Annotated in this window: 20 protein-coding genes and 1 riboswitch; of the genes, 12 read left to right on the top strand and 8 right to left on the bottom strand. The window is 45.7% G+C overall.

All coding sequences use genetic code 11. The features are described from left to right. Positions 1–39: 39 nt before the first annotated feature. The 3 genes from C7R92_RS11670 to C7R92_RS11655 form a co-directional block, all read right to left on the bottom strand. A complete protein-coding gene (locus C7R92_RS11670) occupies positions 40–2,106 on the bottom strand; it encodes a hypothetical protein (protein ID WP_106834375.1) in 2,067 nt (688 codons plus the stop codon). An 8-nt stretch (positions 2,107–2,114) separates the two neighbouring features. Further along, positions 2,115–2,945 (bottom strand): hypothetical protein, encoded by an 831-nt coding sequence (locus C7R92_RS11665; protein WP_106834374.1) that lies wholly within the window; start codon positions 2,943–2,945, stop codon positions 2,115–2,117. A gap of 288 nt (positions 2,946–3,233) precedes the next feature. Then, on the bottom strand, positions 3,234–4,247 hold the full coding sequence (locus C7R92_RS11655; protein ID WP_106834372.1) for a DUF2804 domain-containing protein: 1,014 nt from the start codon (positions 4,245–4,247) through the stop codon (positions 3,234–3,236). 159 nt (positions 4,248–4,406) lie between these two features. On the opposite strand from C7R92_RS11655, the gene C7R92_RS11650 reads away from it, so the two are divergent. Then, positions 4,407–5,501 carry an HD-GYP domain-containing protein gene (locus tag C7R92_RS11650; protein ID WP_106834371.1) on the top strand — a complete coding sequence of 365 codons (1,095 nt, stop codon included), beginning with the start codon at positions 4,407–4,409 and terminating at the stop codon, positions 5,499–5,501. On the opposite strand, the gene corA is transcribed toward C7R92_RS11650, so the two are convergent. From corA to C7R92_RS11640, 3 genes are read right to left on the bottom strand one after another with little or no spacing between them, the layout of a single operon-like run. Next, complete coding sequence (corA, locus tag C7R92_RS11645; protein WP_106834370.1) at positions 5,502–6,437, bottom strand: magnesium/cobalt transporter CorA; 936 nt, start codon at positions 6,435–6,437, stop codon at positions 5,502–5,504. After that, the gene (locus C7R92_RS32010) at positions 6,400–6,576 is read right to left on the bottom strand and encodes a hypothetical protein (RefSeq protein WP_158265744.1); all 177 of its coding nucleotides are present in this window, start codon (positions 6,574–6,576) and stop codon (positions 6,400–6,402) included. The genes corA and C7R92_RS32010 overlap by 38 nt, the downstream gene beginning before the upstream one ends. 47 nt (positions 6,577–6,623) lie before the next feature. Further along, positions 6,624–7,304, bottom strand: a complete 681-nt coding sequence (locus C7R92_RS11640; RefSeq protein WP_069848779.1) for an NAD(P)H-binding protein — start codon at positions 7,302–7,304, stop codon at positions 6,624–6,626. A gap of 118 nt (positions 7,305–7,422) precedes the next feature. Here C7R92_RS11640 and C7R92_RS11635 point away from each other — a divergent pair, with 118 nt between their 5' ends. Further along, the gene (locus C7R92_RS11635; protein ID WP_106834369.1) at positions 7,423–8,214 is read left to right on the top strand and encodes a hypothetical protein; all 792 of its coding nucleotides are present in this window, start codon (positions 7,423–7,425) and stop codon (positions 8,212–8,214) included. A gap of 124 nt (positions 8,215–8,338) precedes the next feature. Continuing rightward, positions 8,339–9,655, top strand: a complete 1,317-nt coding sequence (locus tag C7R92_RS11630; protein WP_106834368.1) for a globin-coupled sensor protein — start codon at positions 8,339–8,341, stop codon at positions 9,653–9,655. Positions 9,656–9,675: 20 nt separating this feature from the next. On the opposite strand, the gene C7R92_RS11625 is transcribed toward C7R92_RS11630, so the two are convergent. Continuing rightward, complete coding sequence (locus C7R92_RS11625; RefSeq protein ID WP_017251399.1) at positions 9,676–10,143, bottom strand: cysteine dioxygenase; 468 nt, start codon at positions 10,141–10,143, stop codon at positions 9,676–9,678. Between the two features lie 400 nt (positions 10,144–10,543). Here C7R92_RS11625 and C7R92_RS11620 point away from each other — a divergent pair, with 400 nt between their 5' ends. From C7R92_RS11620 to C7R92_RS32860, 4 genes are all read left to right on the top strand, one after another. Beyond that, positions 10,544–11,734, top strand: coding sequence for an MFS transporter (locus C7R92_RS11620; RefSeq protein ID WP_106834367.1), 1,191 nt, complete (start codon positions 10,544–10,546; stop codon positions 11,732–11,734). Between the two features lie 51 nt (positions 11,735–11,785). After that, entirely contained in the window at positions 11,786–12,511 is a 726-nt protein-coding gene (gene yunB, locus C7R92_RS11615) for a sporulation protein YunB (protein ID WP_106834366.1), read from the top strand. Between the two features lie 117 nt (positions 12,512–12,628). Then, entirely contained in the window at positions 12,629–12,937 is a 309-nt protein-coding gene (locus C7R92_RS32865; RefSeq protein WP_244195726.1) for a hypothetical protein, read from the top strand. 27 nt (positions 12,938–12,964) lie between these two features. Then, a complete protein-coding gene (locus tag C7R92_RS32860; protein ID WP_244195731.1) occupies positions 12,965–13,273 on the top strand; it encodes a hypothetical protein in 309 nt (102 codons plus the stop codon). Here the strand turns inward: C7R92_RS32860 and C7R92_RS11605 are convergent. After that, positions 13,236–13,460 (bottom strand): hypothetical protein, encoded by a 225-nt coding sequence (locus C7R92_RS11605; protein ID WP_328138860.1) that lies wholly within the window; start codon positions 13,458–13,460, stop codon positions 13,236–13,238. The two genes, C7R92_RS32860 and C7R92_RS11605, sit on opposite strands and share 38 nt — an antisense overlap. A gap of 175 nt (positions 13,461–13,635) precedes the next feature. Between C7R92_RS11605 and C7R92_RS11600 the strand changes: the two genes are divergently transcribed. The 5 genes from C7R92_RS11600 to C7R92_RS11580 all read left to right on the top strand — a co-directional run bounded on the left by C7R92_RS11600 (position 13,636) and on the right by C7R92_RS11580 (position 20,113). Then, entirely contained in the window at positions 13,636–14,631 is a 996-nt protein-coding gene (locus C7R92_RS11600) for an ABC transporter substrate-binding protein (RefSeq protein ID WP_106834365.1), read from the top strand. Continuing rightward, positions 14,628–16,814, top strand: a complete 2,187-nt coding sequence (locus C7R92_RS11595; protein WP_106834364.1) for an ATP-binding protein — start codon at positions 14,628–14,630, stop codon at positions 16,812–16,814. The genes C7R92_RS11600 and C7R92_RS11595 overlap by 4 nt, the downstream gene beginning before the upstream one ends. A gap of 7 nt (positions 16,815–16,821) precedes the next feature. Next, positions 16,822–18,201: a sigma-54-dependent transcriptional regulator gene (locus C7R92_RS11590; RefSeq protein ID WP_106834363.1), complete on the top strand. Its 1,380-nt coding sequence runs from the start codon at positions 16,822–16,824 to the stop codon at positions 18,199–18,201. A 158-nt stretch (positions 18,202–18,359) separates the two neighbouring features. Beyond that, the gene (locus C7R92_RS11585; protein ID WP_069848758.1) at positions 18,360–19,292 is read left to right on the top strand and encodes a c-type cytochrome; all 933 of its coding nucleotides are present in this window, start codon (positions 18,360–18,362) and stop codon (positions 19,290–19,292) included. A gap of 152 nt (positions 19,293–19,444) precedes the next feature. Then, a complete protein-coding gene (locus C7R92_RS11580; RefSeq protein WP_106834362.1) occupies positions 19,445–20,113 on the top strand; it encodes an HAD family hydrolase in 669 nt (222 codons plus the stop codon). A 66-nt stretch (positions 20,114–20,179) separates the two neighbouring features. Then, a riboswitch (FMN riboswitch) is annotated at positions 20,180–20,328 on the top strand. The last annotated feature ends 81 nt before the right edge of the window (positions 20,329–20,409 follow it).

Below are 20,409 nucleotides of genomic sequence, written 5' to 3'. Positions count from 1 at the left end.
TATTCTCGGAAATTCCTTAGCCTTTGACGAACGGAATTTTTAATTTGTATCATCAACCCACCTTGATATGGAATTATCATCCAGCACCTTTACGATTTTTGGTAAACCAAAATGTGTTGGTTCCCCTTGATCTGGGTATACGAACTGTCTCCATATCTGACGGAGCATAATTTCGCTGGAAGTAGGTATCGTAATATCCTTCAAAGTCGGCTTACACCTTCCATTGATATCATATAACGTCGTCCACTCGCTTCTTACGGACGGGCCATTCTTACTGACGAAGCACAGAGCATAACGGACTTTTACGGCTGTCTTCCAAGGTGTGTCTTTTTCTGCTGTGGCTTCCCATTTTTCCGGGATCACGATATGGTTAGGCAAACTGTCAGGAGGAAGGCGTGACATTAATAGCTCCATTTGTTTCCTTAATGAAGAAAGGTTTGCTAAATCGTTTTTGTAGGTTTCATTCAAGAACTGTTTTTTGTAAAATTCTACCCTGGCAACAAAATGAGTTACAGCCTGATCTCTATGACTCTCTCTATGGACATTTTGATCACAACAGCCCGTAGCCCATACTTTATCGCTAAACATAAATGTTTCCGGTGGTTTTACAGAATTATCCGTGTACTCGTTTCCTTCGTCATATTTTATTGAACTAGGATATTCACTGCCCGGAGTATCTTTCAAATTTGTACAATCATAAAAGGTAACAGGCGTCAAAAGTAACAGTCTGGCTACCTGCCTATGAAGAATCAATCTTTCTACCGCATTGGCCCATCCATACTTTTCAGCATAATTACTGAGATCAAACTTTCCAAAATTATTAAGTAAATAGACATAATCCTTATTATTTAAATTGTTATCAGGCCTGTTCTGCTTTAATAGTTCACAAATAAAGTCGAGGGTAAATCTCCTTGCGTTTTTTTCATCATCATCTGGATTTTCATAACCATTTATGAATTGATTCAATGTCTTCACAGAATCTATCCACAAAGAAGTGTAAGTCTGATAATCTGTATCAGCTGCAAGACTTATGCATGTTGACTCCGGTCTAAATTTGGATGCCAGCTGTACTGAGAGATGTGCCGTCAATTGCAAGGTTAATGCAATAGCAGTGAGGTTGATAAGGGTAATTTGCAGGCCTGAATCATATTCTCTGTTAATCCAGCTACTTGTATCAAGAAATTCGGAGGCAGTTATCTGGTATAAATCATTTAAAAGTGTGCCGTGCTCATAGGATACATTCTGTTGAAGATGCGGTATAACATCTTGTTTCAAGATGTTGATTGTTGCATCATCCAATTCTTGATCTTTATATTTGTTAACCTGTTTTTTGTACGAATCAAAGAAGGCTAATATATCCCGTTGAATATCTTCTTTTTTCAATTGATTAATATAGTTTTTTATTTCATTTGTAGAACTATCGATCAGTTTAGATATGTCTTCTGATGAAGAGGAAGTCCCTCCAAATGCAGCCCTGAAAATTACTCCAAGTAAAGCAGAGGCTGCTACTCCCCATGGAGCCGGTATAGCAAAAGCAAAGGTCTGTGCGAAATCTCCGAAGATTTCACAGAATTCTTCCCCCGAGCCTGACAGCTTAAATTGATCTAGTTTATGATCATTGGACTCACCAAGGCTCTCCACACTTGGAAAGCCAGTTTTTATATCGTATTTTATAAACGGTAAAATGAAATAAATCAACATAACATTGGTTTCACGGACATAAACTACGGATTTACCGTCACAACCATAAAAATCAGACTTTAGAACGGACAAATACTGATTAACAATTTCTTCACCATCCAAAACCGGATAGGCATTTTTTAATATGTCTAGCAAAGGTGAATAGTACTTTTTCGCTTTTTCGAATAAGTCGACATCTTTTTGAGCGTATATATGTGGTAAAATTTCCTCTTTAGTAGCTAGACTTATAAAAGCTTTCAACAACTCTTGAAAATCTTTTTCATCAATTTTTATTCCGCAACGGTCATAATAAAGCCTAAGAAATCTATCTCCATACTCATGCAGGGGCATGCCATTCTTTGGCTCAGAATTTATATATAACTGAGCAGTATAATGATACGGTAGTTTGTCTTCCATAATTTTCATCGTTTCTCCTATTCGTAGTTTATATACCAGAATGTAATGGCATGTGACATAAGGTTTGCAGCAATAGTACGGGGCAGTATTTTGCCTTTATAAGTAAGCTGCGGGAGCATCCGCAGTGTAGTAGCAAATGACTCCTTATCTATCTGATCTGCCAGTGATTTAACGATAGTAAGCTTCTCATCCCCGTTCTCCCACGTAAATGTTGACTGCATCAAATATTTTGAAATATCTTCAGTAAATTCCATGAAAAGAAGCAAATCCTGATAAGAATAGGGTGGTGTAGCGCTTTCTACATTGGAAGCTATGTTTTCCCAGAAGTCTTTATCAGATTTACGTTTCCATGCCATAAAAATTTCCTCAGCCTCCGGAATATCCGGAATATCACTCTTAAGGCGTGACTTCACTTCTGTTGAATTTTCTGCTATCTTCATGATGTTGTAATAAATACCAGTAGCGGCAGCGATTGTAGTAACAACTCCAGCTGTGATTGCAGCATATTTTGCAATCGCAGCCGATCTGCCATTTGCTCCTAACCTTCTTACGAGCTCTGATACTTGCTCGGACAGTCTATTTAACGCGGTTTGTTCTTGCCTAACCGTCTCTAATGAATTTTGCGCCCCATATTCTGGTAGTTGTGCCATTGCAACAGTCTGATCTTCCAAATGACTTGCCATGCGTTCTTGTACAATCATACCGGCTTCCGTGCTAGCTCTTTCCGTTTGCTTTTGTTCTTCCGTCTTTTTTTCTTTTATTTTTTCTACTTCTATTTTTATGTCCTCTTCACGTGGATTCTTGTCCTGTTCCTTGCGGTCAATATCCTCAGCTTTCATTTTTAACATTAGACATTCTCCTTTTTCTGAATGATAAAAGCTTTCTTGTACAGTGCTACTTATCGTTTTACTCATGCCATATTTCCAACAACGTTGTTACGTAAAGTGTTTCACATCAGTAATGTGGCAATATCTTTTCTACATGATACGGATTATTTTTAGACAAAAACTTACATGTTGCTTTAGCCATTAATTTCCTTGCCACTTCCACAAGGCAACTATAGATAAAAATGGAGCTGATAGAAAACGAATTGTTCTCACCAGCTCCATTATCATTTTTCAGGTTGTCTGTCTTCATCACCAACGTGCCGACTGCTCCTCACAAATCCCAATCTTATTTTCCACCGCAATCGTTTTTCCATCAGCGGATAAAATGGTTCCGTCATAACGGCCAATTACTTGATGCAAAGTGGTTCGCACCAATGCAAAATTTTTGTGCTCGGTTCGAGCAAAGAGCGGCGTAAAGGTGAGGCGTACCGCAGAAGATTCTTCACTCGCAAGCGTCCAAGGGAGCATCCGGTTGTCAGGATCGTAGGAAAAACGAATCTGTTCGCTCAGCTTGTAGAGGACACCATCAATCATCAAGCCATTTTCCGTCATACCCGTTCCGTCCGTCCAGCCTCTGCCAAAGTTAAAGCCTGCGACACCCTTCGCGTGACGGAAAGAGCAGGTCGTCCAGTTCCAACGAGTGTGGTATGGCCAAACGCCACGTCCAAAATCCAGACTGGCAAAGGTATTCTGCCGATCGAGCAAATAGGTTTTCCCGTTATAGGCAATAGTGCCGTGCACAGGCCGTGCCGTTTGCTTCGAAGTGAACTGAAAGCGCTCCGCACTCCACGGTATCACGACATTTAAGGATTCGGATGGCGGATCAATCACGATGTCGAGCGAGAGAGTTTTATCGCCGGGACATATGGCAGTCGCTTCTACGCTCGTTCCGCTGGCTCCTGGCTGAAAGGAGACAGAGAGCTTGCGACTCACAAAATGACAAGGCTCATCTACGGTGGCACCCAGTCGAATCCCTGCACCAAAAGGAACCGTTACGGCACTGTCCGCGGTCTCCCCTGTCGTTAGATCAATAAAATGGACAAAGACAATGCCAGCGTAATCCAGATTGACCATCGCAATCGACATCGCACATTCAGGCGCGGTGATAAACCAAAAATTCCATTTTTTCCGACGAAGCCAATGCCCGCTAAACTGGCAGTCATGCAACGGATAACGGGACCAACCAATCGCTTCGGGAAGCAAGCGGCCATCCTGATCACATAATGAAAGAGGCTGCGTTAATTCTTTTTCGATAAGCGACATACGATCGTCTCCCTTGCAAACAAGGATTCTTCCAGACAAACTCGTCTCCAGTGTCTTTCCTCGGTAGACATAAAAAGAAAATCTAGAAAAAATTTCATGTAGAATCAAGTCGAATCACGCTATAATAGGGATACCCTGAGGAAAGGCGAAGGAAAGGAAATGCGACTGAAATCCATTCAAAAATGCCAGCCGGGTGATAAACTGGCTCGTTCCATCTATACAGAGAACGGAACGATTCTCGTTGGCGCTGGAGTAGAACTAACCCAACGAATGATAACTCGACTCAAAAACAAAAACGTGAACAGTCTCTACATCCAAGACAAGCGCACGGATGATATTATTGTGGAGACAGTCATTTCCGAAAATACTCGCAGACAAGCAATGTCCATTATTCACGATACATTCCGAACCGTTCATCAAGTCCCGGATAAATGGCAGCAGCTTTTTTCGGACAAGGGTTTGGGACGTAAGCTGCGGGATGTCATGCAAACCGTTGCGGATGAATTGAACAGTAGTGATTCAGCCATGAATTTACTGGCAGATGCTTGCGCCTTCGACAATTACATATTCACGCACTCATTTAACGTTGCCTTGTATAGCACAGCTCTCGCTATAAATACTGGCTGTTCGGAAAAAGATGTGTTGGAGATTAGTATTGGCGGTATGCTCCACGACATAGGAAAAATGCATATCCCAGACGACATTTTGCAAAAACCGGGCCGCCTTACGCAAGAAGAATTTGAAATCATGAAAAGACATACAGAGATCGGTTTTGAAATGCTGCGTCGTCAAGACGACATCCCATTGCTTGCAGCCCACTGTGCTTTTCAGCATCACGAGCGCTGGGATGGCTCCGGTTATCCGCGGCACTTGAAAAAAGAAGAGATTCATCCGTTTGGTCGCTTGATGGCAGTGGCCGATGTATTCGATGCTCTGACGTCGCATCGGGTATACCGTCGCGGAATGCTCCCTCATGAAGCGATGGAGGTGCTCTACTCCGGTTCAGGCAAACTGTTTGACCATGTGTATGTAGAGGCTTTGCGAAATACGATTGCACTCTACCCTGTTGGTCTGACCGTCAGCCTGAACAATGGTATGTCTGGTGTCGTCGTCGATTCGAACAAAGGAATGCCGAGCCGTCCGATCGTCAGAGTCCTGGTGGATGAAGAAGGTCGGGATATTGAGCAACCCTATGAGTGTGACTTGTCCAAAATGCTGACGCTCATGATCATCGCCTGTGGAGATTTGGTATAATCAGAGCCAGTCTTTCTTTTTGAAAATGATAAACATCGTCGTGCCGATCGCCGCCATACTTCCCAGCACGATGTAGTAGCCGTAGGGTGAATGCAGCTCAGGCATCACATCAAAGTTCATCCCGTATATACCGGTCACAATGGTCAACGGCATAAAAATCGTCGTCAAGGCGGTAAAAACACGCATAATATCGTTGGCTCTGCCAGCAAGCGCCGCTTGATACGCTTCGCGCAAGTTTCCGATGAGTTCGCGAAAAGCTTCAAAGCTCTCTACAATTTTGCTGGCATCCTCTACAATATCGCCAAAGTACTTCCGCAAATAAGGTTGAATCAGCGGGAGTTCTTTTTTATGTAGGGCGTCAATCAAATCCCGCTGGGGAACGAGCATTTTACGGGCGTACAAGATTTCACTGCGCAGCCCGATAATTTGATCCAGATGGGATTTTTTCGTGTGCATCAAAATTTGTTCTTCCAGGTTTTCAAGCAGGTCTTCAATTTTTTCTGTCACATCAAAATAACGATCGACAATTTGATCTACCAAGTAGTACAGAAACGCATCGGGCCGATTGACTTCTTTTTCTCGGATGATTGACAGCATGGTAGTGAATTCGGGGGCCTCCTGCTTCGTTACGGTGATAATGGTGCTGCTGCCCAAAAAAATATTGATCTCGCGTAAGAAGATATCATGATTGTGGAAGGTAATGCCATTAATGACCATAAAGTAATGATCATCGTAATGTTGCAGCTTGGGCCGCTGTTCTTCCTCGTCGATGCAGTCCTCGACAGCCAGATGATGCAGTCCGAACAGCGGCTGTAAAATATCCAAATCGAATGGTGCGGCATGAATCCAGTAAAACCCGTTCACAGGTGGAGTAGCAGCCTCTTCGATGTCTTCTATCTCAGTGATGATTCCGTTTTGTACGAGTCTGATCTTCATGATCGATTCTCCTGCTAGTGGATTCGGTTGCGGCGGGTAGACGGGGCCAGATCTGTGTGAGAATCAGTTCATAAGCAGAACGAAGTGCTCGGCGACTAGGCGGAGCCTGTGATGCACGCTGTTGCTTGGGAGTCGTCATGCCAATTCGCCTCCTCGATAAAAGTCTTCATCCTATACGTATGAACGTCAACTCGTCCTTTTTCCCGCTGCGGCTAACTGTGGTAATTCCCTTGATTCGTACACATGCGCACCTGCCAGTCCAAGAGAGGCGATGTGATGCATGGCTCCTGCGACATCTGTTGCAGTGACAGGTTGATAGGCGCGTAACGGTCCGATCCAGAGAAACGAGAGTGAGTGTGATAGCTTCGCACCGAGCTCTTCCGATCGCCGGTGTTCCTGTCGCGGGCCCAGTAAAAGGGAAGGGTGGAACAAATGCAGACTCGGAAGCGCCAACTCGCGCAGTGCTTCCTCCAGCTCACCTTTTACACGATTATAGAAAAAGACGGATCGGCTATTTGCGCCGATTGCTGTGATGATGAGAAACTGGCTGGCTCCTTCTTCTTTTGCCAATCGAGCAATTTCGAGCGGGTACTGATAATCCACTGTGCGAAAACCCTCACGACTACCAGCCTTTTTCATGGTTGTCCCCAAGCAGCAAAAGATGTCTGCTCCTTCTAAAAACTGTCGGCAATCCCCCAACTGACGAAAGTCAATGACGACTGTCTGCAAGCGAGGATGTGTGAAAGGGAGCGCGTTGCGGACGACAGCGATGATTTTTCCATATGCGTCATCTTTCAAGAGATGTTGTAGCAATGCACGGCCGACGAGTCCGGTCGCTCCAAATAATACCGCACGTTTCATTGCCATAGTGTTCCTCACTTTCTGCGATCCCTCTCTCTTATTTTACCGTTTCGAGCGGTTTGACCAAAGCTATTTTTTGCATACTACAGGTAAGCTGAACAGATGAAAAGGTGGATGTATCGATATGTGGACAAACAAGAGGGTAGGTATGATTGGCTGTATCGTATGGATGTTGACAGGAGCCGGGTGGGGACAAGTCGCTCTTGCCTTGGAGGGGAGAGACGTACAGCCTCCTCCAACTGTGTTCGAGCAAATCCAGATCAAACGGCAGGATGTGACAGGCGATGGTCGGCTGGATTTCGTTACGTTGCTAGGAAAGAGGTTTGCGGCAGACAGTCCTTACTTCGAGCACCTAAAAATCATGGTTCAAGATCCCGTTGCGAAAAAAACAACCTTTTTTACAACACCGTATGGCGCTTATCAGCCGGAGATGTTCTTTTGTGATTTTACCGGCGGGGGTGTGCAACAAATTTTGCTTCAGGCGCCGACTGGGGGCAGTGCAGGGACGTCTGAGTTTTATTTGTTCGCAGACAAGGACAATAAGCCGGCGATTCTGCCTGTTCCTCAGCCCTTGACGATTTCGGGCTCCTACCAGGATCATTACAAAGCGTCATTGACGATCAAGGAGACGGGGGAGACTGTCGTTCTGGATTTGTCAGATCGCAAAAAAATCTATGAAGAAAATGGGGTATACAAGAACGGGAAGCTAGTTTCTCCAGTAGAGGTCATGCCTAACACATTCAGCGTACTCATGCCCATCGATGAGAATCGTGATGGTATTTGTGAATTAAAAGGAGAACAAAGAGTCAGCGGTGTAGCCAACGCCGATACGATCGCATATGTGGAGTCGTATTGGAAATGGGACAAGACTAGCTGGAAGCTACAACGGGCAGTCGTGAGGAAAGCGGAAATGTAGGTGTTTGCTAGGCTCAAACAACCGCCCATAGCCCATGTGGGCGGTTTACACCCGTTTGCAAAGGGGTATATAATTGAAAGGATATTCCAGAGTTATATGTACTCGGATAAAAGGAGTTCAGGCTATGAGCACATGTCCGTTTTCCACCTTTTTTGGATTGAAAGGGAAAGGAAAAAGTGAATCTTTTTTTCAGGGGGTGAAGGAAAAGGGGGAAGTGTACATTGGAGGGAAAAGTACCCTCGCGAAGCAACTAGCAATGATCAATTTGACCGAAGAAGAATTGGCCATTGTGAAAGCACTTCAGCCACTTATCATTCAAAATATTGACGCTATTGTCGACTATTTTTATACCAGTATTGAAAAAGAACCGCTTTTAATGAAGATTGTAAACCAAAACAGTACGATTGAACGGTTGAAATTAACGTTGAACCGCCATATCTGCGAAATGTTTAGCGGACGCATCGACAGCGCTTACATTGAACAGCGCAGTAGAATTGCTGTTATTCATATGCGAATAGGCTTGGAACCAAAATGGTACTTGAGTGCATTTCAAAACATGATGGTTTCCTTGATTGATCTCTTGCATAAAAATATCGCGGACAAGGACGAATTCGTACAAGCCCTCACGACCGTCACGAAGATTCTCAGCATCGAACAGCAAATTGTGCTGGAGGAATACGAAAACGAGCATGAAAAGGCGCGGCGAGCGGAACAAGACAAAAAGGACGAGCTGCGAATCCTCCTGACCAATTCTGCGCATGAGCTGGCAGCGGTCTCAGAAGAAAACAGCGCGTCTGTTGTACAATTGACAGAACAGTCGAGAGAAGTGCTTCGTTTTGCTGAAAATGGCACGGGCTTTTCCACGAAAGCACAAGACCTGTCCCGTGAAGGCAAAGAAAAGCTGGAAAAACAACAGGAACAAATGTGCTTGATTCAGAGCAGCGTCAAGCAAATCTCGGAAGAAATGAACGCGATGGAGAAAAACGCAGAAAAAATCCAAGGGATTGTAGAGGTCGTGACGGCAATTGCTGAGCAGACGAATCTCTTGGCGCTAAATGCTGCGATTGAAGCAGCACGTGCGGGTGAACAGGGACGCGGATTTGCCGTCGTAGCCGATGAGGTACGCAAGCTGGCAGAACAGACCAAAAAGTCGGTTTTCGGTGTGCGTGAGCTGATCGAGAAGACGAACCAACAGACAGTGGTCCTCTCGTCTGTCGTGGTAGAAATTCAGGCGCTGGTCCAATCGAGCACTGCGGTAGTAAACGAGACGAATGCCTTTTTTGAAGGAATCATGAGCGCTGTCTCAGACAGTAAAGAACAGAGTTCACGGATTCAGCGGGAGCTGGAAAACTTCTTCAAAGTCATGGAAGATATGAACCAAGCGGTGGCACAGGTAGCCAGCTCTGCGGATGAGCTATCGGAAATAACAGAAAACCTGTAAAAGATAGTAAGTTTTTCAGTTCAAAGGGAACAATAGTGACGGCAATTACGCAATGGAGGACTGTAGACGTTTACGGAAACAACCGGACTTTGTCCATTGTTGCGAATGGCGTGGATTTCCCCAGGCTCTACAAAATAGTATTCACCCGTACTGACATGAGTGGTTTGTGCTCGTTGTACTTCATTTTCATTATTCGTTTGGACATAAATCATATTCGTTAGCGTGCCTGAGACTACCAATTCCCATCCAAAAGAGTCACCGTGATTATGGGGAATGGATTCCTGATCTGTCGGTAGATGGATCAAGACAACCTCTACATGTGGCGTGGAGAATAATACTTTGCGTCCATAGGGCAGGTTTAGTGGCTCCGGGATGTATGGACCGAGTTGTTCCATGCACGGAGACAGGGAAATGAGAGCGTGTCTAAGCTGGGCAGGAGTAGGTGAAACGAGGGACCCAAATGCTTGTTCCAGACGTTCCAGATTCATAAAAAACCTCCCAAACGAAAGTCATACTCCCTACACCATATGATCAAATTTCAAGAGTAGTGATAGCCTGAGCTTGTCCAAAAGGGAATTATTTACCATTATTATTACATTGTAAATCAACAGGATTACTTGAATTTAGGGCGCTTTTAAAGAAAAAGCGTCCTTTTTGTGCTATCGACAATCTGCTGACCCACCACCTATTATGGAAGTACGGCAACAAATGCCGTACAGGACGATTTGGGGAACGTCCCCCTTCCGATTGTTTCGAGTAACATAAGCTTTTTTTGATTTTCATTCAAGAGGAGGCATGCGCATGTCAACTGCCATAATCAGTGTACGCACCCACTAGAGGGGGGCGTTGATTCAAACCACCTGTCATGATCGGGAGGTTTGGATGTAGATGAATAAGAAATGGTATTTGTATGTCAATGCATTGTCATCCTTAGGATCACGGATGAATTTGATCGCGTGTAGCGCGTTGATTTTTACATTTGAACATAGTGCTTATTGGATGACGGCTTTTTTCGTTGCAAGACAGCTAGGGGGGATGCTGTTTAGTCCCCTGGCAGGCATGTTGGCTGATCGAATGGATAGAAGGCGCACCATGATCGCAAGCGACCTGGGGGCCGGTCTTGCTATTTTGGCCATCGCATTTTATCCGACACCGTATGTATTAATCGCAGCGGCTTTTCTCAATGGAATGCTGTATACGCTGTTTCATATTAGCTTTCAGGCATCCTTGCCACAAATATTTGGGAGTGAGCAACTGGTTCAGGTCAATGGATTAAAGGTCAGGCTGGAGTCATTGGTAGGCATCATGGGCTTCATGCTGGGAGGATGGCTGACAGATCACTATGGTTATACGATTGTGATCGCTTTGGATGCTGCCAGCTTTCTTTTCTCTGCGTGGATTCTGATGAAACTTCGTTGGGAGGAGAAGGGGGACAATGCGTTAGCTACGTCATCTGACGCGGATATCAGAGGAAAAGCAGCGAGTGGCTTTCGTGTCACCCTTCGTTATTTGCGGGAAACACCCGTGCTTCTGACGATTAGTCTGTTAGCTTTTCTCGTATCGCTGAGTACATCTGCGTATAATTACGGGTTGCCTTTTTTGGCGGATCAGTTGCACGGTAGTGACGCTACCTTGCACGGATTAATGTGGACGGCGATGAGCGTCGGAGGTTTGATTGGCTCCTATGTGGCAGTTCGTTTGCAGGTGAAGCTGGTGAATGGGATGCTCGTTGCTTATGCTGTTTTTTCCGTTGGGATTGTAGGTGCATTCGCGGCAAACCATGCTGTGGCTGTGCTATTGCTCTTGATTTTCGCGGGTCTATTTTCCGGCGCAGCACAGGTTTATGAGAGCACACTTTTGCAACAAGCCCAAAATGAGCTGCGCGGCAAGGTGATGGGGGTGCAGGGGCTCTTGAGTCGAAGCGGGTACTTCGCTGGTTTTCTCATGGCTCCATTCTTAGCGGGTGCCTTCACTTTATTGGGGATGCTGGCCTTTGCCCAATTGATGTTTGTCGCAGGGCTGATCGGATTTGGCTTGTACCTTGTTATTTCTCCCAAAAAATCGAAATCGGCCTCCTGATACACGTAGTCTTTTTTTCACCTTCTAGCCATAGGATGTACCAGTTGGGAGGTGTCGGGATTGGCCGTATTTCGACCCCGGCGGCGTTGGAGAAACCCGCTTTCACGTACGAAAGCGTTTTTGATCGCATTGGTTATCTTTTTGGTTTTGACGATACAGACACTTGTGTTTTTGCAAAATCGATTGGAGCCTACTCTCTTGATTCTGGCTACGCAAAAAGCCGAGCAATTGGCGAAAGAAGCGATAACAGATGCCGTAACCAAGCGGATTTCACAGCAAGGCGTCGATTTCAACCAGATTGTCAAAATCGAGAAGAACAACGAGGGGCAGATTCAGGCGTATCAGTTCAACTTCAAGGAATATGCAAGAATCGTAGGCGAAACAACAGCGAGAGTCCAGAACAAGCTCCAAGAGTTCGAGCAAGATAAAGTAGACCGCACGATCCCGCTTGGTTTGGCTACCGGAAACTCCTTTTTGGCATCGATGGGGCCGAATTTGCCAGTGACTTTCGTACCCATCGGCTCGGTCAAGACCAAGCTGGAGACAGAGCTGAAGGAAGCAGGCATCAACATGGTGCTGGCGACGGTATATATTTTCGTGGAGGTCGATCTGCGCATTGTTATCCCTTTTGCGACTGAGGAGCAGACGGTCACGACGAAAATCCCGATCACCCACTCCTTGATCATTGGCGATGTCCCGACGTATTTGTACAACAACCCGGAAGGCAAGCCGGATGTGCCGCGGATTCCTGGGGATGTACCGAATAGCACTCCGTAATCGCGGAATAGGAAAAAGCGACAGCGCGTTGCTGTCGCTTTTTTTGTGCGCACCCAGCATGTAGACTTGGATGATACAGGTAAAATCCTTCGAGAATAAGTTTGAGGAGGAAATTTGATGAATATCACTAAGGTAGTTGAGGGCATATGGGGAAAGAAATGGTCTCCTTCAGAGGATGTGGAACAAGATACAGAGTGTGATACAGCTCTCTTAGATCATAGTCATCTTGTGGCGGAACGTTTCCCGCAAAAAAGCTTTAATCTGGATAGATTCCCCTTGCAAATGAAAAATCAAACTGTTTTTGAACAGGTAAATATCTTTTTTGATAGGACGGATGATAATCCTAGCCTACTTCCATTCTGTCTAAGAGAAGAAGAGAAATTTAAGCAGGTATTCCGTAAACTTTGGGCGTACAATTCAGTTTAGATTGAAACAGCATTACCTAATGTAAACGTGGAAATAGCAGCAGATGCTCTAGATAGTGAGAATAAAAAAATAAGGGTTAAAGAAATTCATTCACAATTGAAAGCATCTGGTAGTAAGAGCATGAAAATAAAAAATCTACATGATTTTGAATTATTTCTTGAATTAGGGCTTCGTGAGAAAGTTTCTACCGTGTTTGTATTTGAAGATATGAAGATTTGTGTATGGTCAAATTTTGATTTTACGTTACCGTTGTATTCGGATGATGATAAATACACGGAGCTACTCCAAACGATTTGTACTACTGAGGGAATATATTTGCGCTCATTAACTGATTGATCATTTTAGAGTAAATAATATTAATGAAACAATTTATGTAATTAGAAAAAGCGGCAGCTCTGGGCTGTCGCTTTTTGTCGTGAAGGAACAACTCAATACTTTCATGCCGAATCCACTTTAAAGACTCACCCAGAATCGATTCCGCTCTTGTCTCCGAATACACATCAGCAGTATCGAACATGGTGATTCCAGCGTCTCATGCAGCCCGTACGCATGATTGTGCTGTGGTGTCCTCTACTTGTGCACGGTGAGTGACTCAGTTGGCCAATGCAATTTAGCTAACGGACATTCACCAAGGTTTGTTAATTATTCACATTTTCTGCAATCATTTGCCGCTATGATGAGAGTTGGATGTGATACCTATGAAGAAACAAAGGAAAATCCTCTTTCTCATCTTGTTTGTGGCAGGAACTCTGCTCGATTGGTCCAGTAGTCAGCAAAAACAGGACGTCGATCTTTACACGATAGGAATTGTGATTGCCAATGAGGATAGAAAAGATAAAGTAGCGGGATTAAAGGCGGGATTGCAATCGTTAGGTCTCAGTGAAGGCGCACGTGTTCAATATGTGCCCGTTTATTTGAATGCGGGTCAGACGCTAGAAGAGGAGCGCTCCCTTGTTCAGGACTTGATTTCAAAAAAGCCTGATGTAATCGTAACGACAGGAGCGCACGAGACCTTTTTGATTCAACAGGCGTCAACGACGGTTCCGATTGTTTTTATTGGTGTCGCCTCAATGGCAGAGCTACCGCTTGTTGAGACTGAGGGAACGGTTACGTGTGGCATCAGTAATGGCCAAATGAATGTCATTGGGAAAAGATTGGAGCTGACAACTCGTTTGTTGCCTGACGCCAAGCGCTTTCTGGTCATTGCCGATTCTCATGCTCCTACGACAGAGCAAGCCATCGTAGAAGCAGAGTCAGCTGCTTCCTCGCTTGGCATTCGCTTACAGGTGAAGCAGGTTGCCTCCCCAAAAGACTTAGAGCAGTTGCTCAGTGGGCTCTCTCCAGGAGAATACGATGCCATGCTTCCTTTACCTAGCTACGTTCTGGAAGATGCGATTATCGATTGTTTACCTCTTTTGATCGAGAAGCAATTGTTTGTCATGGGCGCATACCCCGAGCAGGTGAAGGCTGGTTTGTATGCCGCTTACGGCGTTTCTTTTCATGCACAAGGCATGCAGGCTGCTCATATGGTGGCTCGGGTGTTGGATGGAGTGCCTCCTACCACTCTGTCAATCGAATGGCCGGATGACGTGCGGTTAGCTGTCAATGCCACTTCCCTGTCCAAGCTTCCTATTACCGTAACCGACCAACAATGGTCACTGGCACAAGAATGGTATGGAGTGAGGAACAAATGAGGAGGAGCAGACTACCGCGAATCAATCGACTGAAGACAAAAATGCTCCTGTTTGGGCTATGTATGTCCATCATCCCTTTTCTGATTCTTGGTTATATCAATTTGCATACCAGTAAAGAAAAGGTTCGAGAAGAGGTAGACAGAGCCAATCAGATCTACGTGGAAAATACGTTGGCGCAGTTAGATATGCTTTTTTTACATACGTCCCAATCCATGCAGGTGGTTCAGCAGCGTTTTCTCAATGAGCGCCCTAGCGATGACGATGCTTATTTCTTGCTGAATACGTTATTGAAAACGTCAGCTTACATGGAGGAAGTCGCGCTTTTTCATCAGGATGGAAAGCCGCAGTATTTGCTGAATCGCTGGAAACTCCATAGGCAGGACACACCCAAGGAGAGAGACAACCAATTTCTTTCCACGATCCAGTCGGGAAAACCATACATCGGAAGCATTGTCCGATCAGCAGAAGGGAAGCTGCTGGTAACTGTCGCGATCCCTCATGTATCTGCCAACGGTGTAAAAGGCGGCATGTACGCAAAGCTCAATGTAAAACAGTTACTCGAACAAGTCACACTGCGAGCTCGCTATGAAAACGAGGCCTATTTGTTCGTCACAGATGGGAAAAGCGATAGGTTTGCCGATCCATTTATGCTGGGCAAGCCTTCTGATGGCTCTTTGACCTATTATGAACAAGCGGTTCCTCTCTCCTGGACACTACCAGATCGAACGGAAAAGCCTGTTATCCGTACGTATCAAGCTTCCAATGGAGATGTCATGGTCAACTATGCCATGCGCTCTTCGGTCACACATTGGGTCATTATGCTGGAGCAGTCAAGCCAAACGGCGTTTGCTGCCTTTTCAAAATTGGAACAATCTCTGCTCTTTACGACCTTATTTATCGCACTTATCGTTCTGGGGATTAGCATTGTGTTCTCTGTCTCGTTTAGTCGATTAATGGAAAAGATCGAATCGGCTGTGCAAAAAATCGCAGGTGGCGACTTATCCGTACGAATACCAGTGACGACCTCAGATGAAATTGGCAGGTTAGCAGCGTCCTGTAATGCAATGGCACAAAGTCTGGAGATGAAGACCAATCAGCTTCTCGAAGAAAAGAAACGGCTTGATCTCGTCGTCAGTGGTATGGGGATGGGGCTGATTCTCGTAGATGAGTCTTTTCGCATTCGCTGGATTAATCAAACAGCATCGGCGTGGTTCCAGGATGCTTCTAATCTCCTGGGAAAAGACTGCCATCAGACGATTGGTCAGCAATTCAGTTCATGCAATGGTTGCATGCTCCGAACGCGACAAATGGTAAACGAAAAACAGACTGACCTTATTTCCTCCAGAGTCGATCAGGATGGACGTGTCCGTTCTTATCGACATCAGGTTTTCCCTCTGCATCCGGAGAAAGAGTCGTCTGCTTTTCTAGAGGTCATCGAGGACATCACGGAGAAACGAGAGCTAGAAGCCGCTATTGCACAAGCAGACAAGCTCGCTGCTATTGGACTCTTGGCATCGGGCATCGCCCATGAAATCAATAATCCATTAGGTATTCTGTCGGTGTATGGACAAGACTTGCGAGACCGTCTCGTGGACGAGGATATTCGAGATTTGCAGGACACAGGAGAGCTTACCCAATACTTGGACACGATGGATAAACAAATTAACCGTTGCAAGGAAATCACGACCCGATTGCTGCATTTTTCTGGGAAATCACCCGTTACCGTAGAAAGAGTAGATATTCATCAAGTCCTATCAGACATTCTCATTCTTCTGTCCCATGAAATACGTGTCAAACAGGTAACGGTGAATCAGTCTCTGTTGGCCTCTGCTCCGTATCTTCTCGCTACGCCTGGACAACTTCAGCAAATCGTGCTCAATTTGTTAACCAATGCGCTGTACGCGACCACAGAGCGAGGAAATATCGAGATAGCAACTGATTCTCCATCGAATGATCGACTCCGTCTGTGGATCAGAGATGATGGATGCGGTATACCCGCAGCAGATTTGCCCCATGTTTTGGAGCCTTTTTATACAACCAAGCCTCCTGGAAAAGGGACTGGTCTGGGGCTATCGGTCTGCTACGGGATTGTGACGAATTTAGGCGGAGAAATCGAGATCGAAAGTACACCAAACAAAGGCACGACTGTTACGGTCATCCTGCCGTCAGCAAAGGGGGAATGAACAAAAGATGCACGCAGACACACGTATACTCATCGTTGATGACGAAGCAGATTTCCGCCATCTATTAACCAGTCGATTAAAGAGAAAGGGATATACCACGCTGGAAGCATCTGACGGAATCAGCGCACAGAAGCTAGTAACCAGCGAAACGATTCATGTCATTCTGCTTGATTTGAAAATGCCCGGGATGGACGGCCTCTCCTTTTTGCAATGGTGCAAGGAAACCTCTCCTGCCATTCAAATCATTGTTGTGACCGGACACGGAACAATCGAAACAGCTATCGAAGCGATGAAACGCGGCGCTTATGATTATTTGACAAAGCCTTACAACCTCAATGAATTGGAGGTTTTGATTTCCAAGGCCGTCGAAAAACAGCTGCTGACCGAGGAAAACCAACAGTTGAAAGAAGCTCTATCGACAAACGGGAAAACGACGTTTCAAATCGTTGCGGAAAGCCCGAGGCTAAAAGAGGTCCTAGCAACTGCTAGGCGAGTAGCCAGCACGGATTTTCTCGTTCTCTTAAAAGGGGAAAGTGGAACAGGGAAAGATGTCATCGCGAGACTCATTTTTGAATGTAGTGAGAGAGCATCAGAGGCATTCGTACCGATCAATTTGGGGGCGATACCAGAAACGATGCTGGAAAGTGAACTGTTCGGGCACGAAAAGGGAGCTTTTACAGGCGCAACGGCGCAGAAAAAGGGACTGGTAGAGATTGCCCATCTGGGGACGCTTTTTTTGGATGAAGTAGGGGACTTACCTTTTCCTTTGCAGGTCAAGCTACTCCGTTTTCTGGAAACTGGCGAATTTCGCCGAATAGGGAGCCCGATTCTGCACAAGGTGGATGTTCGTATCATTGCTGCTACCAATGCTGATCTGGAGAAGAAGGTGGAAGAAGGAACGTTTCGATCTGATCTTTATTTCCGGCTGCATGTCATGGATATAACGATTCCACCTCTCATAGAGAGAAGAGAGGACATTTTGCCACTGTCGGCTTTCTTTTTGAATCGACTCAAGCGTAAGTATCCAGTCAAACCGCTTTCTGTGAAAGCGCAGGCAGCTCTTTTGGCCTACTCATTCCCGGGGAATGTTCGGGAGTTGGCTCATATGATCGAACGGGCTGTCGTTTTGGCAAAAGGAGAGGAAATTGACGACAAGGATCTCTTTCCTCACGAACAGCCAGTACCTCACAACGCGTCAGATAGGAAGCTCATTTCATCAGCGGAAACTGGCGAGGAAGAGGCGTTTTTACTGAAAAATGTAGAGCGAGAACATATCAAGCATGTGCTGGACGTTCTGCAATGGAACAAGACCAAGACAGCAGAGAAGCTGGGGATCAGCGTACGCAATCTGTACCGAAAAATCGAAGAGTACGAGCTGCGACCCTGACATTTTGTCACGTACTGACCATGACATTTTGGCATGGTCTTTTCTTTTTCTTGCTATTCGGAAGCGTTAGGCCGTTCGTTTTCCTGCATCTATCGTATGGCACGCCTCTTGCTACTCTCCTGTAGTGAATGCACGATCAACATGGAGGAGTGAGACCTATGATTAAAAAAGAGAAGACAGGCTGGAAGAAGCTGTCTATGGTAGTAGTGGCGATGCTGGTCTTTGCAGGCTGCGCTACACAGCCGACCGCTCAACCCACCTCAACAGCGAGTGAGGCCAAAGATAAAACAGCGAGTGGGGCAACTGGAGCGAGCAATCTAGATACCTACACCCCGCCTAGTATGGACAAGGTACCAGAGGGGCCATTGGGAGAATCGATTAAGTATGGACATAAGTTAATGAATGAAACGAGCACAGCGATCCCTGAATACACAGGGAATAAGCTCTCCTGCTCCAGCTGTCACGGAAATGCCGGAATGGATGCTACCTCTCCTTTAACGGGTGTCACAGCAGTCTATCCCCAGTACATTCCAAGGTCTGGCAAAGTACTTACCATTGAGGATCGCATTAATGGTTGTTTTCAACGAAGTATGAACGGAAAGCCATTGCCTTACAACAGCGATGAAATGAGAGCGATGGTTGCCTATCTGACGTATATCTCAACAGATGTACCAGTAGGAATTAAAGAGCGTCCGTGGATAGAGAAAAATGATATGAAGAGCGTACCTCAACCGAATGTGGCAAATGGAGAAGCACTCTTTCAAAAATCGTGTTTGCAATGCCATGCAGCTGATGGTTCAGGAACAGGACCAAACTCTGGACCAGCGCTATGGGGAGATAACTCCTTCAATATTGGTGCAGGTATGGCCCGAATTTCCAAAGCTGCTGGCTACATTCAGCGCAATATGCCTCTAGGTGAAATGGGCGGTATCAAGCAAGGCTCGCTAACGGATCAAGAAGCAGCCGACCTAGCAGCCTATATTTTGTCCAAACCACGTCCAGACTTTGCCAAAAAGGCACAGGATTGGCCAGCTGGAGGAGTTCCAAAGGATGTGCCGTATGAAGTAGAGAGCGCCAAGAAGAAGCAATAGGAACTCAATATCTAACCCAAAAAGGGACTGTCCCAAACGTTATAAAATGACGGAGGGATCGTCCTCTTTTTGATAAAATGGGAGGAGCAGCCACGAGATTATTCCGTCATTCTTGGACAAGCATGGCGTATTATCAAAAAAGGAGACGCAAAATGAGTAAAACCTTTCAAAAAGGCATTATTTTCGATATGGACAACACTTTGTTGCAATCCAGGATCAACTTTGCCGAGATGAAGCGGGCCATTTTTCAGCTATGGGTGGACAATGGGATCGTTCCTTCTACACTTGAGTGGGAAAAGCATACCGCGTCGCAGCTTATTGAGATCGGGCGAAAAGCGGAGCAGATGACGAGCGAGTTGGAGCAAGCGATGTGGGATGCGGTAACCGCGATCGAGAAGGAAGGGATGCATGGCGCTGTATTGGAGCAGCACGCGGTAGAAGTGCTAGAGGAGTTGAAGAACCGCTATCAGCTGTATATCCTGACCAACAACGCTTATGCCGCCGCAGAGGAGGCTTTGAACGAGACGGGAATCGCCTCTTACTTTGATGAAATCGTAGCCCGCGAGCAGATGACGGTCTTGAAGCCATCTCCATCGGGCATTCACTATATTCGCAGCCGCATGCCAGATTGGCCTGTTTCGGCTTGGACGATGATTGGGGATTCGTGGATCGATGGTAAGGCGGCATGCGACGGACAAGTCGCTTTTATTGCCTATCAAGGGAATGAGCAGGACATGGAGCAAAATGGTGTTGTGCCAAAGGCGTACATAAATGATTTGCAAGAACTCCTGACGGTCCTCGAAGAGTGCGAGCAAGAGTAAGTGCACTTCTCCAATAAATGATTACAGACAATAGCGAAAAATGTGCTATACTTTGCCTAACTGAATACCAGCCTTCAGGGTAGGGTGCAATTCCCGACCGGCGGTAATGACGAACGCACGTCTGAGCCCGCGACTCGCTATCGTAAGCAGTTGATAGCGACTGACTTGGTGCAAATCCAAGGCCGACGGTACAGTCCGGATGGGAGAAGGTATTTGGAACGGCCTGTTTCGCTGTTTTTTCAAAAAACGGTAGAAACAAGGCTTCTTTCTGAACGCCCTGAGCATAATATTCATGG

Origin of the sequence: Brevibacillus porteri (assembly GCF_003013475.1) — a bacterium.
In the GTDB taxonomy this organism is placed as follows: domain Bacteria; phylum Bacillota; class Bacilli; order Brevibacillales; family Brevibacillaceae; genus Brevibacillus; species Brevibacillus porteri.
Note: the sequence above shows the minus strand (reverse complement) of the source record. Positions and strands in the feature narration are given on the sequence as shown.

Coding starts and splice junctions, on each gene's coding strand:
- C7R92_RS11595 (WP_106834364.1), top strand. CDS start 14,628: ATGAGGAGGAGCAGACTACCGCGAATCAATCGACTGAAGACAAAAATG.
- C7R92_RS11630 (WP_106834368.1), top strand. CDS start 8,339: ATGAGCACATGTCCGTTTTCCACCTTTTTTGGATTGAAAGGGAAAGGA.
- C7R92_RS11640 (WP_069848779.1), bottom strand. CDS start 7,304: ATGGCAATGAAACGTGCGGTATTATTTGGAGCGACCGGACTCGTCGGC.
- C7R92_RS11655 (WP_106834372.1), bottom strand. CDS start 4,247: ATGTCGCTTATCGAAAAAGAATTAACGCAGCCTCTTTCATTATGTGAT.
- C7R92_RS11650 (WP_106834371.1), top strand. CDS start 4,407: ATGCGACTGAAATCCATTCAAAAATGCCAGCCGGGTGATAAACTGGCT.
- C7R92_RS11585 (WP_069848758.1), top strand. CDS start 18,360: ATGATTAAAAAAGAGAAGACAGGCTGGAAGAAGCTGTCTATGGTAGTA.
- C7R92_RS11635 (WP_106834369.1), top strand. CDS start 7,423: ATGTGGACAAACAAGAGGGTAGGTATGATTGGCTGTATCGTATGGATG.
- C7R92_RS32865 (WP_244195726.1), top strand. CDS start 12,629: ATGAATATCACTAAGGTAGTTGAGGGCATATGGGGAAAGAAATGGTCT.
- C7R92_RS32010 (WP_158265744.1), bottom strand. CDS start 6,576: ATGACGACTCCCAAGCAACAGCGTGCATCACAGGCTCCGCCTAGTCGC.
- C7R92_RS11590 (WP_106834363.1), top strand. CDS start 16,822: ATGCACGCAGACACACGTATACTCATCGTTGATGACGAAGCAGATTTC.
- C7R92_RS11670 (WP_106834375.1), bottom strand. CDS start 2,106: ATGAAAATTATGGAAGACAAACTACCGTATCATTATACTGCTCAGTTA.
- C7R92_RS11600 (WP_106834365.1), top strand. CDS start 13,636: ATGAAGAAACAAAGGAAAATCCTCTTTCTCATCTTGTTTGTGGCAGGA.
- C7R92_RS11580 (WP_106834362.1), top strand. CDS start 19,445: ATGAGTAAAACCTTTCAAAAAGGCATTATTTTCGATATGGACAACACT.
- C7R92_RS11625 (WP_017251399.1), bottom strand. CDS start 10,143: ATGAATCTGGAACGTCTGGAACAAGCATTTGGGTCCCTCGTTTCACCT.
- corA (WP_106834370.1), bottom strand. CDS start 6,437: ATGAAGATCAGACTCGTACAAAACGGAATCATCACTGAGATAGAAGAC.
- C7R92_RS11665 (WP_106834374.1), bottom strand. CDS start 2,945: ATGTTAAAAATGAAAGCTGAGGATATTGACCGCAAGGAACAGGACAAG.
- C7R92_RS11620 (WP_106834367.1), top strand. CDS start 10,544: ATGAATAAGAAATGGTATTTGTATGTCAATGCATTGTCATCCTTAGGA.